The organism is Streptomyces sp. NPDC041124, from assembly GCF_055592385.1.
In genome coordinates, this window is the sequence record NZ_JBVIYR010000002.1 from 600497 (window position 1) to 615256 (window position 14760).

Consider the following 14760-nt stretch of genomic DNA (forward strand, 5'->3'; position numbering starts at 1 on the left):
CGGACCGTGACGGGCTCAGCGCGTCGGGGTCACCGCGCGTTCGTCGTGCGGGCGTTCGCCGCGGGAGCCGCACAGTTCGTCGTTCAGTTCGTGCACCAGGTGCACCAGATCGGTCGGGCGGTCCGGCCCCCACCAGTCGCCCAGCAGCTCGGCCAGGGACTCCTCACGTGCCCGCGCCAGACGTTCGCTCACCTCGCGGCCCTCGTCGGTCAGCACCATGTCGATGCCCCGGCGCACGGCCAGGTGCCGGATCTCGACCTGCCGGGTGGCCTCCAGGACGATGTGCAGCGGGACCGGGTGGCGTTCGGCGAGCCGGGCCGGTTCGACCGAGCCGTGCCGGCGCATCCGCAACAGCAGCCAGCTCGCCGCGGGCAGCAGGTCGTAGCCCGCGCGGTCGGTGATCGTCCGGTAAATCTCGCGCCGTCCCTCGCGCGTGCCCAGCACCGACAGCGCACGGCACACCTCGTCGTAGGAGGACCGCTCCACGGGGTTGCTGGCGAGGGTCTCGGTCACGTCGGGCGTGGTGACGGAGGCCCGCAGGCGGTCCTCCTTGAGGAACCAGGCCAGCGCGAAGCCGAGCAGGGCGACGGGCACGGCGTACAGGAAGACCTCGGTGATGGCACTGGAGTAGGCGTCGAGCGCCGGCGGCCGCAGGGACGGCGGCAGGGCGGCGATGCCCCGCGGGTCGGCCTCCAGCGTCTCGGGGGAGACGCCGGGCGGGAGCGGCGCGTCGCGGAAGGCGGCCGTGAGCTCGTCACCGAGGCGGCCCGCGAAGATCGCGCCGAAGACGGCGACGCCGAACGAGGCGCCGATGGAGCGGAAGAACGTCGCGCCGGCGGTGGCGACGCCGAGGTCCTCGTAGGAGACGGCGTTCTGCACGATCAGCACCAGGACCTGCATCACCAGGCCGAGTCCGGCGCCGAACACGAAGAAGTAGACGCTCATCAGCGCGGTGGAGCTGTCCGCGTCGAGCTGGTGCAGCAGCAGCAGTCCGAGGGCGGTGACGGCGGTGCCCACGACCGGGAACACCTTCCAGCGGCCGGTGCGGCTGACGATCTGCCCGGAGCCGGTGGAGGACACCAGCATGCCGGCCACCATCGGCAGCATGTGCACGCCGGACATGGTCGGGCTGATGCCGTGGACCACCTGGAGGAAGGTCGGCAGATACGTCAGCGCGCCGAACATGGCGAAGCCGACGATGAAGCTGATCACGGCGGAGAGCGTGAAGGTGCGCACACCGAACAGCTGCAGCGGCAGTACGGGTTCGGCGGCCCGGCGCTCGACGGCCACGAAGGCGACGAGGAGGACGGCGCCGAGCACCGCGAGCCCGATGATCTGCGGCGACGCCCAGGCCCAGGTGGTGCCGCCGAGGGAGGCGACCAGCACCAGGCAGGTGGCGACGGAGGCGATGAGGAAGGTGCCGAGGTAGTCGATGACGTGCTTGGTCGCCCTGCGCGGGATGTGCAGCACCGCCGCGATCACGGCGAGCGCGACGATGCCGACGGGCACGTTGATGTAGAACACCCAGCGCCAGCTCCAGTGTTCGGTCAGCAGTCCGCCGAGCAGCGGCCCGAGCACGCTCGTCGCGCCGAACACCGCCCCGAACAGGCCCTGGTAGCGGCCGCGTTCGCGGGGCGGCACGAGGTCGCCGACGATCGCCATCGACAGCACGATCAGCCCGCCGCCGCCCAGCCCCTGGAGCGCGCGGAACCCGATCAGCTGCGGCATGTCCTGCGCGGCACCGCACAGCGCGGAACCCGCCAGGAAGATCACGATGGCGAGCTGGAAGAGCCGCTTGCGCCCGTACTGGTCACCGAGCTTGCCCCACAGGGGGGTCGCGGCGGTGGAGGCCAGCAGGTAGGCGGTGACCACCCAGGAGAGGTGCTCCAGGCCGCCGAGGTCGCTGACGATGGTGGGCAGGGCGGTGGCGACGATGGTCTGGTCGAGCGCGGCGAGCAGCAGGCCGAGCAGCAGGGCGCCGATCGAGAGCAGGACGTTGCCGGACACCTGTTCCCGGTCGCCGCCGCCGGTGGACGGCGGTCCGGCACGGTGTGCGGGCTGCGCGTCGCTCCTCCTCGGCGCCGAACCGTGCGCGTCGCCGGCCATGCGGACCTCCACGGAATCTCGTTTCTCCCACCCATCGTGATCGGTGTGACCTGTTATGGCCTGTTGAGTCCTGCCGGAAGCTCGCATTCCGGGGGGCGCGCGGGCCGGGCTGTGAAGAAGATCTGCATAATTCCTGGAGTTCGCGAGGGGAGGGACCACACGTGGAACAGCCGAACAACAGCCCGTGCCCGGAGTGCGGTGCGCCCAGGAACAGGGACAACACGCCGTCCTGTGCCTGCACGCTGCGTGCGTCCGACGCCCTCCGCGACGCGCGTACGGCGGAGGCCGCAGCGGCGGAGGACTTCGATCCGCTGCGCATCCGGCCGTATGTGGAACTGGACGGCGACAGCGCGCGCAGTACGCCGGACGGGGCCGAGGAGCGTCCGGCGGAGGCCGCGCACCCGGGCACGGATCCGTCCGCGGGCGGGCCCGGCGCCACGGGGGCGCCGGACGAGACGATGTCCTTGCGCGCCGTCCCGCCGGAGGCGGCGCCGCCGGGCGGGACGGACGCGGCGTCCGCGCTGCCGACCCCCCTCGGACCGGCGACGGCACCGCCGAGCGCCACGGACCTGAACCTGTTCGACGCCACGCGGCCGATCGCGCGCGTGCCGGACGCACCCGCCCCGGGGGGAGGCGGCGGGGCGCCGCCGCGCAGGGGTCGCCGCGGGGCGCTGTTCGCGGTCGCCGCGGCCGTCGTCCTGGTGGTGGGGGCCGCGGGGTGGGCGAGCGGGATGTTCTCGTACGAGACGCCGTCCCGCGACGGTGCGGCGCCGGAGGAGGTACGGGCGAGCGTCCCGGACCCGTCGCCGGAGGAGCCGTCCGGGGAGCCGACGGCCGGCGCCTCCTCCGCCTCGCCGACGTCGTCCGCCTCCCCGTCGGCCTCACCGTCCGCGAGCGCGAGCGCCTCGGCCTCGCCGTCACCGTCGGCGTCCAGCACCTCGCCCACCCCGTCGGCACCGGCCGAGCCGTCCACGATCCCGACGAGTGCCTCCCCCTCCGCGGGAGCCCCGGAGGAATCGGACGAGGACGACGACGCCGGCTTCGCCCCGGTGCTGCGCCGCGGCGACCGCGGCCCGGAGGTCACCGAACTCCAGCGGCGCCTGAACCAGTTGTACCTGTACAACGACGACATCAACGGCCAGTTCAGCCGCCGCGTCGAAGAGTCCCTGCGCAACTACCAGTGGTCCCGCGGCATCCGCGAGGACCTGGGCGTGTACGGCCCGCAGACCCGGAGCCGCCTGGAAGCGGAGACGCGCGAGCCGTGAGCGGTGGGCGCGGGCACGGCTGAGCACGGACGGCGGGCGCGGGGACCGCACGCCCGAGTGACGCGCCCCCACGACGACCGGTCGCGTACGGCCCTCGACCGGCACCGGCCGGAGCGGCGATGGGCTCTCTCGAGGCGGTGCCCCGGGCGCCTGACCGTCCACGGCAGAAGCCGGGACCGTGCCGGGCGGGCCGGGCAGGGGGTCCGTGAACGGCGGATTCCCCGTGAGGGACCCGCCCCCCGCTACGGCGTGATGTGCAGGCGGATCGTGCCGTCCGGATCAGCGTCGACCCGTACCTGGGTCAGGTCGCGCACGACCACGTCCGGGGCGTGGAAGGCGGCGCGGGGGCCGATGCCCACGACGCGCATGCCGGCCGCGCGGCCCGCCGCGATGCCGGCGCCGGAGTCCTCGAACACCACGCAGTCGGCCGGGGCGACGCCCAGTTCGGCCGCGCCCTTCAGGAAGCCCTCGGGGTCGGGCTTGCTCGCGTCGACGGACTCGGCCGTCACCCGGACGTCCGGCTGCTCCAGCCCTGCGGCGGCCATCCGCGCCGTCGACAGGGCGACGTCGGCGGAGGTCACGAGGGCGTGCGGCAGGCCCTTGAGGGAGGTGAGGAAGTCGTGGGCGCCCGGCACCTGGACGACGCCGTCGGTGTCGGCGGTCTCCTCGGCGAGCATGCGGGCGTTGTCGGCGTGGTTCTGCTCCATGGGGCGCCCGGGCAGCAGCAGGGCCATCGAGGCGTAGCCCTGGCGTCCGTGCACGACCTTCATGACCTCGTCGCCGTCGAGCCCGTGGCGGTCGGCCCAGCGCCGCCAGACGCGCTCGACCGAGGCGTCGGAGTTGACGAGGGTGCCGTCCATGTCCAGCAGGAGGGCACGGGCGGTGAGTACGGCGGTGGCCGTCATCGGCAGCTCCAGAGCGCGAGGGGTCCGGTCGAGGGGTCCGGTCGAGGGGGACCAAGGCGGCCCCGCCCGCCGGTCAGGGAAAACGGGCGGGAGCCACTTTGTTCATCCACGGTACAAAATAGGTCCGGCATCCCGCCACCGGATTCACGGGAATTCACCGACGCTTCGGCCCGCCGTCGCCCCGCCAGGGCGCCGTGGCGGGGGTCAGGCGGTGGCCGCCTCCCACAGGCTCCACACGCCGAGCCCGAGCATCAGCAGCGCCGCGATCCGCGTGATCAGCTTCAGCGGCACCCGCTTCATCAGCGCCTTCCCACCGACGATGCCGAGCCCCGCCACCGCCCACAGCGCGAGCACCGCGCCCAGTCCGACGGAGAGCGGGTCGTCGTAGCGGGCGGCGAGGTTGGCCGTCATGATCTGCGTCAGGTCCCCGAACTCGGCGACGAGGATCAGCATGAATCCCGCCCCGGAGACCTTCCAGAAGCTCTGGTCCTCCGGCTTGCGGATCTCCTCCTCGTCCTCGTCCTTCTTGAGCAGCAGCATCGCCGCGCCGCCCAGGAACAGCACACCCGTGACGGCGTGCACGAGCTGCTGCGGCAGCAGCGTGAGGACACTGCCGGCCGCCACGGCGAGCGCGACGTGCACCGCGAAGGCGGCGGCGACACCGGCGAAGACGTACGAGGCGCGGTAACGGGTGCCGAGGACGAGCCCGGCGAGGGCGGTCTTGTCCGGCAGTTCGGCGAGGAAGACGACGCCGAAGACGACGGCCGTCACGGTCAGGCTGATCAACGGTTCCTCAATCGGTCGGGGCTGCCCCGCCGAGAGTGCTGTGCGTTCCACGGGACACCTCGGCACGGCAGCGCACGCGGCACCCGTGCCGAGGGGGGCACGGGCGTGCACTGCTTGCCGAAGGTCTCGCTGGCGGGCCCGTGTGCGGGTCCGCCTCCGGGCGCCGGCTCAGGCGAGCTGAGCAGTGTGTCGACGGTCCGGCGAAGAGCTACTCCCCTTCTGCGCCGTCCATGGTACGCGAGGCCCGCCCCGGCTTCGTACGCGGAAACTTCACACCTGAACCATAGACGTGTCATGCACGTGTCATTAGCTTCTTACCGGATCCACCCCTCCCGGCAACACGGCGCCGCGAGCATTCCCCTGCCCGCACGCCAACCGCCCCAGCCCACAAGGGAGTTCGCATGTCGAAGTTCTACGCGCGTCGACGGCTCAGCATAGCCGCGGCGCTCACCGGAGTCATCGCCTCCGTCGGCCTGTTCCACGCCCCGGCCGCCTCCGCCGCCCTCCCCACCCCGGTCAGCGCCGCCACCGCCCGCGGCTACCTCTCCTCCCTGGACGTGCGCACCGAGAACCGCACCGGCTACAACCGCGACCTGTTCCCGCACTGGATCACCGTCAGCGGCACCTGCAACACCCGCGAGACGATCCTCAAGCGCGACGGCACGAACGTCGTCACCGACTCCTCCTGCGCCGCCACCAGCGGCAGCTGGTACTCCCCGTACGACGGCGCCACCTGGTCCGCCGCCTCCGACGTCGACATCGACCACCTGGTGCCGCTCGCCGAGGCCTGGGACTCCGGCGCCGGCTCCTGGACCACCGCGCAGCGCCAGGCCTTCGCCAACGACCGCACCCGGCCGCAGCTCCTCGCCGTCACGGACAACGTCAACCAGTCCAAGGGCGACCAGGACCCCGCCACGTGGATGCCGTCGCGCACGGCCTACCGCTGCACGTACGTCCGCGCCTGGGTGCAGGTGAAGTACCACTACGACCTGTCGGTCGACTCGGCGGAGAAAACCGCGCTGCAGGGGTACCTGGCCAACTGCTGAGGCGCCCCGCGAACCGCCGGGCGCGTACATCTCCCCGGCGGCCTCCGTCGCTGCGTACCGTACGGGGCGACGGAGGAAGGGGTCACCATGGCCGGACTGCGGCTCGGACCACTGCTGAGGTACGTCGACGGCTCGTCAGCGACCCTATGGGTCGAGACCGACCGGCCGGGCACCGTCGAGGTGCGCTGCGCGGAAGGGCCCGGCGGCAGGGCCGGCACCTTCCGGGTCGCCGGTCACGACTACGCGCTCGTCCAGGTCACCGGTCTCGCGCCGGGCACGGCCACCCCGTACGAGGTCTTCCTCGACGGCGCCCGGGTGTGGCCGCTGCCCCAGGACCCCTTCCCGTCCTTCCCGCCCTCCGTGATCGCCACCCCGGGCCCGGACGACCGGACGCGGGTCGCCTTCGGCTCCTGCCGGTGGGCCTCCCCGCCCACCGGGGAGCCCGACCCGGTCGGCCCCGACGCGCTCGACGCCCTGGCCAAGCGCATCGCCGCCGACCCGGCCGGCGAGCGGCCCGACGTGCTGCTGCTCCTCGGCGACCAGGTGTACGCGGACGAGACCTCCGACGCCACGCAGAAGTGGCTGGCCGGGCGCCGCGACCTGGAGGAACCGCCCGGCATCCAGGTGGCCGACTACGAGGAGTACACCCACCTCTACTACGAGTCCTGGCTCGACCCGCAGGTGCGCTGGCTGCTCTCCACCGTGCCCACCTGCATGATCTTCGACGACCATGACGTGATCGACGACTGGAACACCTCCGCCTCCTGGGTGGAGGACATGCGCGCCACGTCGTGGTGGCGCGAGCGGGTGCTCAGCGGCCTGATGTCGTACTGGGTGTACCAGCACCTGGGCAACCTCTCCCCCGCCGACCTGGAGGCCGACCCGGTCTACGCCGCCGTGCGGGAGCACCCCGACGGCACCGACGCGCTGCGCGCCTTCGCCTCCGAGGCCGAGGCGGACGCTACCGCCGTGCGCTGGAGCTACCGGCGCGACTTCGGCCGGGTGCGCCTGGTGATGGTGGACAGCCGCGCGGCCCGTGTCCTGGAGGAGGGCCGGCGCTCCATGCTCGACGCGCAGGAGGCCGCCTGGCTGCGCGAGCAGGCCCTCGACGGGCGCGACGCGTACGACCACCTGCTGATCGGCACGTCCCTGCCCTGGCTGCTGCCCCACCTGGTGCACGACGCCGAGGCGTGGTGCACCGCCCTGTGCCGGGGCGACAAGGGCCCGCGCTGGGCGCGGTTCGGGGAGAAGCTGCGGCGCGCGGCGGACCTGGAGCACTGGTCCGCCTTCCCCGAGTCGTTCGACGAACTGGCGGGTCTGATCGCCGAGGCCGGTACGGGGACGCAGGCGCCGGCGACGGTGTGCGTGCTCTCCGGGGACGTCCACCACGCCTATGTCGCGGAGCCGCGCTGGCCGGGAGGCGCGGCGCCGGACGCCCGGGTGGTGCAGCTGACCTGCTCCCCGGTCCACAACTCGATCCCGCAGTCGATGAGGCTCGGCTTCCGTTTCGGGTGGAGCGCGGTCGCCCGGGGACTGGGGCGGGTCTTCGCGTGGCACGGCGGTCTGGACCGGCCCGCGGTGGGCTGGCGCAAGACGGGCGGGCCCTGGTTCGGCAACCAGCTCATGACGCTGACGGCGCACGGGCGCTCGGCGGTGCTGCGGCTGGAGCACGCGCAGCAGGAGGGCACCGGCGTGCGTCTGAGGACGGTCGCGGAGACCCGGCTGAGCCGCTGAGGCCACAGGCAGCTGTGAGGCACCTGTGCGGCGAGGGGTGAATCCGGTCAGCCCTCGGGCGGGAGGAGACCGGCCGAGAACCGTACTGACGTGCGACGGCGGGCGTTTCGAGCAGCGGGAACGGCCGGAACCCCTGGCCGAATGTTGAACTTGCAAGTAAGAATCCGGCGCTCCTAGCGTGGGAATCCGACTCGGTTCCGCCCCCGGACCGGCCCCGTCCGCGGGACCGGCCTGACCGAAGGAGAACCCACATGACCGCACGGCTCAACAGCGCCCAGCCCTATGCGCTGGGCCTGTTCCGCATAGTCGTCGGCCTGCTCTTCGCCTGCCACGGCGCCGTGTCCCTGCTGGGCCTGCTCGGCGGCGTGGACGGCAACGGCGGCACCGTCGACACCGGCGCCTGGCCGGGCTGGTACGCGGCCCTCATCGAACTCGTCTGCGGCGGGCTGGTCCTGCTCGGCCTCGGTACGCGGGCGGCGGCGTTCCTCTCGTCCGGCGCCATGGCGTACGCGTACTTCAAGGTCCACCAGCCCGACGCCCTGTGGCCCATCGAGAACAACGGCGAAGGAGCGGCCATGTACTGCTGGGCCATGTTCCTGCTGGTGTTCACCGGCTCCGGCGCCTTCGGCCTGGACCGCCTGCTCACCCGGCGCTCCTCCTCCCCGGACGGCCGGCACACGACGGAACAGACCCCGGTGAGCGCCTGACCGGCAGCGGGGCGCCCTCCCGCCGGACACGCCGGGTTCGCGCCCCGCACCCCCGCCCCGCCACGACGTGCCGGCCGGAAGGCGAACTCCGGGCCACCGGCGCGCGAACCCCCCGTGACCTTTCCGTCACTTACCGGGCGTACGCTGTATGGCTGTCATCGGCCACACTTCTGCCACCTCTGCCGCCCCCGCGACAGCACGGCCGGATCTGGCCCACGGGGGCGCTACGGGGAGTTCGGGTGGAGAGTCTGGGGTCGCTGGTCAGCAGCCCGTGGATCTATGCGGTGGTGGCCCTGTCGGTCCTGCTCGACGTGTTCCTCCCGGTCCTGCCCAGCGGGGTCCTGGTGATCACGGCGGCCACCGCGGCCGCGGCCGGTACGGCGGCCGACGTGCCCGACATCCTGGCGCTGACCCTCTGCGCGGCCACCGCGTCCGTCCTCGGCGACCTGGTCGCCTACCGTCTCGCCTGGCGCGGCGGCGCCCGCCTGGACCGGGCCATCGCCCGCTCCCGGCGGCTGAGCAGGGCGCAGGAACGTCTCGGCGCGACTCTGGCGCGGGGCGGCGGCGCGCTGGTCGTCCTCGCCCGGTTCGCCCCGGCCGGCCGTTCGGTGGTCTCCCTCGGCGCCGGCGCCGCACGGCACCGCGCCCGCGACTTCCTGCCCTGGTCCGCGCTGGCGGGGCTGTCCTGGGCCGGCTACAGCGTGGCCCTCGGCTACTTCGGCGCCCACTGGCTGGGCGCGACCTGGCTGGCGACGGCGGTGTCGGTCGGCGCGCTGTTCGCGGCGGGCGCGGGGGCGGGGTTCCTGATGCGCCGCAGGCCACGCCCCCGGCCCTCGGAAGCCTCCTAGACGGTGGCCGCGCCTCCCGGGCACCTCGTCGGCCGGCGGCCCGGCCTCGTGTTCTCGACCTCACGGGGGACCGATCCGCACCCGTACCCGGACCGGATCACGTCTCGAAGGCCACCCTGGACGAGGTCCTGAACGACAGGGAGCAGCTGACGAAGATCCTCACCTACCACGTCGTGGGTCAGCGGATCATGCCGCGGGGCCTGGAGAACGGCTCCTTCGAGACGCTGGAGAAGTCGAGCTCACCACGTCCGGCTCGGCCGAGTCCTACACCGTCGGCGACTTGGCCGAGTTGGTCTGCGGCAACGTGAAGACGGCCAACGCCCACGTGCACCTCATCGACACGGTGCTGATGCCTGCCGCCTGACGCGGGGCGGGCGGACAGCGGAGGGGCCGAGGGCCCGGCCGGCGGTCGGCCAGGGGTCCCCCGCCCCTCCGGCGCTCGGGGAGCGCCGCCCATCGGTCGTCCGGCCGGGTCACCGGGGCGCCGCGCGGGGCACGGGCGCCTTTCGGCGGGGTAGGCCCGCCGTCCCGGGACGGCGGGCCTACCCCGCCGCCGCCTGCCGGGCGCCGGCTCCCCGCACCTCCAGGCCGTCCAGCAGTTCGGCGGTCGCCGCGGTGATCACGTCCACCGCCCGTTCGAACACCTCGCGGTTGTGCGCCGCCGGCGCACGGAAGCCGGACACCTTCCTCACGTACTGCAGGGCCGCGGCCCTGATCTCCTCCTCCGTCGCCTCCTCGGGCAGGACGGGCGGACGCAGCGTCTTGATGCTTCGGCACATGCCCCCAGTCTGACGTGCGGCGCCCGCCTACGGCCACGAACGGATGAATCGCGCCGCAAGACCCTTCGGCAACTCGCCACCCAAAATCGAACAGGCGTATCATTGGGCTGTGGCTGCGACCTATGACTTTCCGAGTGACCTCCTCGCCGGTCAGGAGGAACTGCATCAGGTCAGGGCCGAGTTGTCGGCCCTGCTGAAGCGGCTCCCCTGGTCGGTCGAACCCCTCGACGGGTTCAGTGACGACACCGGCTGGCGCAAGATCGAGCGCCCCGCCTCGCCGGGCTGGACCGAGGACGAACAGGCCGAGGTGGAGAAGCTCAGACGGCGCGAGCACGAGCTCGCGGTCTTCGTCAGCGGCCACCGCTACTGGGCCGCCGTCGGCGGCTCCGACCGGGTCGCCGCCCGCAGCCGGCTCAAGCACGTCCACGAGGACACGGACAGGGGCGCGGGAGGGGACGCGGAGAGCTCCGCGTAGCGACACGACGACGGTGCCACGACGACGGCCTCCGGACGCAGTCTCCGGAGGCCGTCGGTCACGGTGGGCGCGGACGGTTTCGAACCGCCGACATCCTGCTTGTAAGGCAGGCGCTCTACCCCTGAGCTACGCACCCGAGGCCCGGGCCGCGTGCCCAGGTCGAGTCGACAGCCTACATGGCCCGGGCCACGGTCCGGCAAACGCGTATCACGGGCTCCCCCGGGGGCCCGTACGGCAGCTTCTCGGGGTTTCTCCTGGGGTTATCCCCACCTGGGATCCGGGAGTGGCCCGGATCCCGCAACGGGTCGTGCGTCCGTACGGTCGAAGAGCGCTCGAACCCGGCTGTCGGGCGCCACCGTCCGGCCCAGGGGGAGACCGTCATGACCCGCACGTCCCGCACGTCCCGCACCGCGTTCCGCACCACCCGGACCGCGCGGACGCGGCCCCTCGCCCTCGCCGGGGCCGTCGCGGTGCTCGTCGCGGGACTCGGCGCCTGCGGGGCGTCGGCCACCGAGGACGACGATCCCGACCGCCGGTCCTTCCCCCTGCCGGGCCGCACCCTCACCATCGACTCCGACGACTCCGCCCTGGAGATCGTCGCTGCGGACGACCACCCCGCGGGCCGGATCGAGGTCACCCGCTGGTTCCGGGGCAGGGTCGTCGTGGGCTCCGACGCGGAGAGCACCTGGTCCATGGACGGCGACCGGCTGGTGCTGCGCCAGAAGTGCGCCGGCCTCGTCGTCGACTGCGACGCCCGACACCGCATCGAGGTGCCCCGGGGCGTCACCGTCGAGGTCGAGGACAAGGACGGCAGCGTGCGCGCCCAGGGCTTCCGCGACGCCCTGAGCATCCGCACGACGGACGGCTCGGTCCACGTCACCGACACCACCGGCCCCCTTCGGCTGCGCACCGGCGACGGATCCGTGCGCGCGCAGGTCTCCTCCCGCACGGTGCGCGCCCACAGCGGCGACGGCTCGGTCCACCTCGAACTCGGCGCCGTACCGGACCTGGTGGAGTCCCGCAGCGGCGACGGCTCGACGACCATCGAACTGCCCCCGGCCGGCTACCGCGTGGACACGGAGACCGGTGACGGCGGCGAGGACGTGTCCGTGACGCGCGACGCCTCCAGCCCCCACAAGGTGACCGCCCGCACCGGCGACGGGAACCTCACGGTCCGTACGGCGAACTGACGGGCCCGTGTGTTCGTCCTCCACCGGTGGGACAATGACACCGGGCAGGGCGAACGACAGTACGGGAGAGGGATGTGACGGCGACACCAGCGCGGCCGTACTCGCCGTCGGAGCCGCGTGCGCCCCGCACGCGCCGTGCCCTGTCGCCCCGGTCGCCGGTGCAGCCCGCCCGCCGGGCTCCCGGACCGCTGCGGGACGCGTTCGCTCTCGTGGGGCTGCCGCTGGTCGCGGCGGTGCTGCTGCCCGCCGCGTTCGCCGGCGGAGGAACCCGTCGCTGGTTCGGCGGGCGGGCCGAGAACCAGCGTGCGCAGGCGCAGGCCGCGAAGGACGCGGCGGCGGCCGCGTTCTACGAACTCGACACCGCCCAGCGCGATCTGCGGATCTCCATCGAGACGATCACCGCCGTCGACTCCTCCCCCGCCGCCCGTCGCGTCGTCGCCGGCTTCGAGGCGCTCGGCCGGCGCATCGACGAGGCCAGCCACCGCTACATCGACGCCGTCGACGCCCACGACCTGGACCGGGACGACCTGGAGGCGTCGGCGGCCGCACAGGCCCGCGCCCAGCTGACCGCAGCCAAGGAGGAACTGGGGCGGGTCAAGCAGGAGCTGGACCGGTTCGCCGACGGGCTCGGCCCGCTCCTCGGCACGGCCGAGACCCAGCTCGCCCGGCTCGCGCCCTCCGTCGAACGGGCCCGGCAGGCGCTGCTCGCCGCGTCCGACGCCCTCGACACGGCGCGCGGCTCCGGGCTGGCGGCCGACGACCTCGCCGCCCGGCTCGCGACGCTCTCCCCGGAACTGACCAAGCTGAACCAGGGTGCCGGGCAGCACGGCGTGCCGGCCACCCTGGAGCGGGCCGAACGCGTCACGCGCGAGGCCGAGGCCATACGCGTGGAGGCCGAACGGCTGCCGGAGCGGGCCGCCGAGATCGACCGCAGGCTGGTCTCCCTGCGCACCCGCGCCCAGGCCCTCATCACCCGCTCCGGACAGGTCGAACCGGTGCTGAGCGAGCTGCGCCGCCGCTTCACCGTCGCCTGCTGGCAGGACCTGCAGAACGTGCCCGAGGTCGCCGCGGAGAACGTGGCGCAGGCCGAGAGCAGACTCGCCGAGGCGAGAACCGCCCGTGAGCGGCAGCGCTGGGCGGACGCGACCGCGCTGCTGTCCACCGCCCGGGCCCTGCTCAACACGACCGAGGAGGCCGTGTCGGCCGCCGGCGACCGGCTGCGGCGGCTGAACGCCGTGCAGAAGGACCCCGAGCAGGAGATCGAACGCACCCGCTTCGCCATCCGGGACGCCCAGCGGCTGGCGATGGCCGGCCGCAACACCCCCGACCCGGCGCACGCCCGTCCCCTGGACGACGCCGTCGCCCGGCTGGACCGGGCCGTCACCGGTCTGGAGGGACGTCACCCCGACTACTGGCACTTCCTGACCGAGACGGAGACGGTACGGGAGACGGTGAGCCGGGTGGTGGCCCTGATCCGCGAGGAGCGGGGCGGCGGCGCGCACTGACGGACGCGGCGGCGGCCGGCCCGGCTACCCTGGGCCCATGCCTCGCTACGAGTACCGCTGCCGGACCTGCGGCGACACCTTCGAACTGAGCCGCCCCATGGCGGAGTCCTCCGACCCCGCGGCCTGCCCCGCCGGCCACGACGACACGGTGAAGCTCCTCTCCACGGTCGCGGTGGGCGGCACCGCCTCCGCGGCGGCCCCCGCCCCCTCCGCGGGAGGCGGCGGTGGCGGCTGCTGCGGCGGTGGCTGCTGCGGCTGACGCGGTACCGGTCCGCGCAAGCCGTCAGGTGTGAGCTCGCCCGGTGGGGAAACCCGTGGTGAACGGCTGTGGCGGTCCGTGCCCGTGAGGTGCGGTCCTCCTCAGCCTCCCTTCAGCTACGGATTCCTAGCCTGGACGGCATGACGGCACTCACAGCGCACCTGACGGCACCGGACACGGCCCTGGCGGCAGCCCAAGGCGGCCCGGGGCCCCAGTGGGTCCACGACCTCATGGACTCGATGGGCGCCCCCGGTGCCGGACTCGCCATCGCGCTGGAGAACCTCTTCCCGCCGCTGCCCAGCGAGGTGATCCTGCCGATGGCCGGGTTCACCGCGAGCACCGGCCGCATGGGGCTGCTCGCCGTGCTGCTGTGGACCACCGCCGGTTCGGTGATCGGCGCGCTCGCCCTCTACGGGGTGGGCGCACTGCTCGGCCGGGAGCGGACCGTGGCCGTCGCCCGCCGGCTGCCGCTGGTGAAGGTCTCCGACATCGAGAAGACGGAGGCGTGGTTCGAGCGGCACGGGACCAAGGCCGTGTTCTTCGGCCGGATGATCCCGATCTTCCGCAGCCTCATCTCCGTACCGGCCGGTGTGGAGCGCATGCGGCTGCCGGTCTTCCTCGGTCTGACCGCGCTGGGCAGCGCGATCTGGAACACCGCGTTCGTACTCGCGGGCTATCTGCTGGGCGACAACTGGGGGCAGGTCTCCTCCTTCGCCTCGGCGTACTCGAAGGTGGCCCTCGGGGCGGCCGTGCTGGCGGTGCTGGTCTTCGTGGTGCTGCGGCTGCGGCGGCGCGGCACCGGGCGCCGGCGGCGCGACGGTCGGGACGCCCCCCGTCGGGCGCCCGCCGCGGACGGCCGCGAGGAGGACCATCCCACGCGGCAGCTCCGCGTCACGGACCCGTACGAGCCCACCGGCCGGAGTCGGGAGCGCTGAGGGCGGATGAGCGGGCCGGCCGGCGCGTGTCACCCCACCGCACGGGCGGGGTGACGCGCGCCGCGGTCCTCCGCCGGTCAGCGCGGCGCGCGGACCGTCCGCAGGAGCTCGCGCAGGATGCGCGAGCGGGCCGGCCGGCGCGTGTCACCCCACCGCACGGGCGGGGTGACGCGCGCCGCGGTCCTCCGCCGGTCAGCGCGGCGCGCGGACCGTCCGCAGG

The 14760-nt window shown here is 73.7% G+C and carries 14 protein-coding genes, 1 tRNA gene and 1 pseudogene; 11 read left to right on the forward strand and 5 right to left on the reverse strand.

The features are described 5' to 3' along the window. Nucleotides 1-15 precede the first annotated feature (15 nt). Nucleotides 16-2106 (reverse strand): MDR family MFS transporter, encoded by a 2091-nt coding sequence (locus tag ACZ6A9_RS07195; RefSeq protein WP_468979977.1) that lies wholly within the window; start codon nt 2104-2106, stop codon nt 16-18. 161 nt (nt 2107-2267) lie between these two features. Here ACZ6A9_RS07195 and ACZ6A9_RS07200 point away from each other — a divergent pair, with 161 nt between their 5' ends. Further along, complete coding sequence (locus ACZ6A9_RS07200) at nt 2268-3371, forward strand: peptidoglycan-binding domain-containing protein (protein WP_468979985.1); 1104 nt, start codon at nt 2268-2270, stop codon at nt 3369-3371. Nucleotides 3372-3613: 242 nt separating this feature from the next. Here ACZ6A9_RS07200 and ACZ6A9_RS07205 read toward each other — a convergent pair whose 3' ends face one another. Next, entirely contained in the window at nt 3614-4276 is a 663-nt protein-coding gene (locus ACZ6A9_RS07205; protein WP_468979993.1) for an HAD-IA family hydrolase, read from the reverse strand. A gap of 204 nt (nt 4277-4480) precedes the next feature. Next, nucleotides 4481-5062 (reverse strand): TMEM165/GDT1 family protein, encoded by a 582-nt coding sequence (locus ACZ6A9_RS07210; protein WP_468979998.1) that lies wholly within the window; start codon nt 5060-5062, stop codon nt 4481-4483. 401 nt (nt 5063-5463) lie between these two features. Here ACZ6A9_RS07210 and ACZ6A9_RS07215 point away from each other — a divergent pair, with 401 nt between their 5' ends. From ACZ6A9_RS07215 to ACZ6A9_RS07235, 5 genes and pseudogenes are all read left to right on the forward strand, one after another. Next, the gene (locus ACZ6A9_RS07215; protein WP_468980004.1) at nt 5464-6108 is read left to right on the forward strand and encodes an HNH endonuclease family protein; all 645 of its coding nucleotides are present in this window, start codon (nt 5464-5466) and stop codon (nt 6106-6108) included. 87 nt (nt 6109-6195) lie between these two features. Continuing rightward, nucleotides 6196-7842, forward strand: coding sequence for an alkaline phosphatase D family protein (locus ACZ6A9_RS07220; RefSeq protein WP_468980008.1), 1647 nt, complete (start codon nt 6196-6198; stop codon nt 7840-7842). 251 nt (nt 7843-8093) lie between these two features. Then, entirely contained in the window at nt 8094-8549 is a 456-nt protein-coding gene (locus ACZ6A9_RS07225) for a DoxX family protein (RefSeq protein WP_468980011.1), read from the forward strand. A 239-nt stretch (nt 8550-8788) separates the two neighbouring features. Then, complete coding sequence (locus ACZ6A9_RS07230; RefSeq protein ID WP_468980013.1) at nt 8789-9397, forward strand: DedA family protein; 609 nt, start codon at nt 8789-8791, stop codon at nt 9395-9397. A 107-nt stretch (nt 9398-9504) separates the two neighbouring features. Next, nucleotides 9505-9761 (forward strand): annotated as a pseudogene (locus tag ACZ6A9_RS07235) (fasciclin domain-containing protein); the annotation flags it as partial. A 178-nt stretch (nt 9762-9939) separates the two neighbouring features. On the opposite strand, the gene ACZ6A9_RS07240 reads toward ACZ6A9_RS07235, so the two are convergent. Further along, nucleotides 9940-10176 carry a DUF2277 domain-containing protein gene (locus ACZ6A9_RS07240; protein WP_468980017.1) on the reverse strand — a complete coding sequence of 79 codons (237 nt, stop codon included), beginning with the start codon at nt 10174-10176 and terminating at the stop codon, nt 9940-9942. A 109-nt stretch (nt 10177-10285) separates the two neighbouring features. Here ACZ6A9_RS07240 and ACZ6A9_RS07245 point away from each other — a divergent pair, with 109 nt between their 5' ends. Then, entirely contained in the window at nt 10286-10651 is a 366-nt protein-coding gene (locus ACZ6A9_RS07245) for a hypothetical protein (RefSeq protein WP_468980023.1), read from the forward strand. 64 nt (nt 10652-10715) lie between these two features. On the opposite strand, the gene ACZ6A9_RS07250 is transcribed toward ACZ6A9_RS07245, so the two are convergent. After that, nucleotides 10716-10787: transfer RNA gene (locus ACZ6A9_RS07250), tRNA-Val, on the reverse strand. Nucleotides 10788-11031: 244 nt separating this feature from the next. On the opposite strand from ACZ6A9_RS07250, the gene ACZ6A9_RS07255 reads away from it, so the two are divergent. From ACZ6A9_RS07255 to ACZ6A9_RS07270, 4 genes are all read left to right on the forward strand, one after another. Next, complete coding sequence (locus tag ACZ6A9_RS07255; RefSeq protein ID WP_468980029.1) at nt 11032-11841, forward strand: DUF4097 family beta strand repeat-containing protein; 810 nt, start codon at nt 11032-11034, stop codon at nt 11839-11841. Nucleotides 11842-11999: 158 nt separating this feature from the next. Continuing rightward, entirely contained in the window at nt 12000-13346 is a 1347-nt protein-coding gene (locus tag ACZ6A9_RS07260; RefSeq protein WP_468980702.1) for a hypothetical protein, read from the forward strand. 37 nt (nt 13347-13383) lie between these two features. Beyond that, complete coding sequence (locus ACZ6A9_RS07265) at nt 13384-13605, forward strand: FmdB family zinc ribbon protein (protein ID WP_468980033.1); 222 nt, start codon at nt 13384-13386, stop codon at nt 13603-13605. A gap of 140 nt (nt 13606-13745) precedes the next feature. Beyond that, nucleotides 13746-14540: a DedA family protein gene (locus tag ACZ6A9_RS07270; protein ID WP_468980039.1), complete on the forward strand. Its 795-nt coding sequence runs from the start codon at nt 13746-13748 to the stop codon at nt 14538-14540. Nucleotides 14541-14760 lie beyond the last annotated feature (220 nt).

What these genes read in the sequence shown, in the direction of transcription:
- ACZ6A9_RS07195 (WP_468979977.1), bottom strand. Translation starts at nt 2,106, where the DNA reads ATGGCCGGCGACGCGCACGGTTCGGCGCCGAGGAGGAGCGACGCGCAG.
- ACZ6A9_RS07205 (WP_468979993.1), bottom strand. Translation starts at nt 4,276, where the DNA reads ATGACGGCCACCGCCGTACTCACCGCCCGTGCCCTCCTGCTGGACATG.
- ACZ6A9_RS07215 (WP_468980004.1), top strand. Translation starts at nt 5,464, where the DNA reads ATGTCGAAGTTCTACGCGCGTCGACGGCTCAGCATAGCCGCGGCGCTC.
- ACZ6A9_RS07220 (WP_468980008.1), top strand. Translation starts at nt 6,196, where the DNA reads ATGGCCGGACTGCGGCTCGGACCACTGCTGAGGTACGTCGACGGCTCG.
- ACZ6A9_RS07225 (WP_468980011.1), top strand. Translation starts at nt 8,094, where the DNA reads ATGACCGCACGGCTCAACAGCGCCCAGCCCTATGCGCTGGGCCTGTTC.
- ACZ6A9_RS07240 (WP_468980017.1), bottom strand. Translation starts at nt 10,176, where the DNA reads ATGTGCCGAAGCATCAAGACGCTGCGTCCGCCCGTCCTGCCCGAGGAG.
- ACZ6A9_RS07255 (WP_468980029.1), top strand. Translation starts at nt 11,032, where the DNA reads ATGACCCGCACGTCCCGCACGTCCCGCACCGCGTTCCGCACCACCCGG.
- ACZ6A9_RS07265 (WP_468980033.1), top strand. Translation starts at nt 13,384, where the DNA reads ATGCCTCGCTACGAGTACCGCTGCCGGACCTGCGGCGACACCTTCGAA.
- ACZ6A9_RS07270 (WP_468980039.1), top strand. Translation starts at nt 13,746, where the DNA reads ATGACGGCACTCACAGCGCACCTGACGGCACCGGACACGGCCCTGGCG.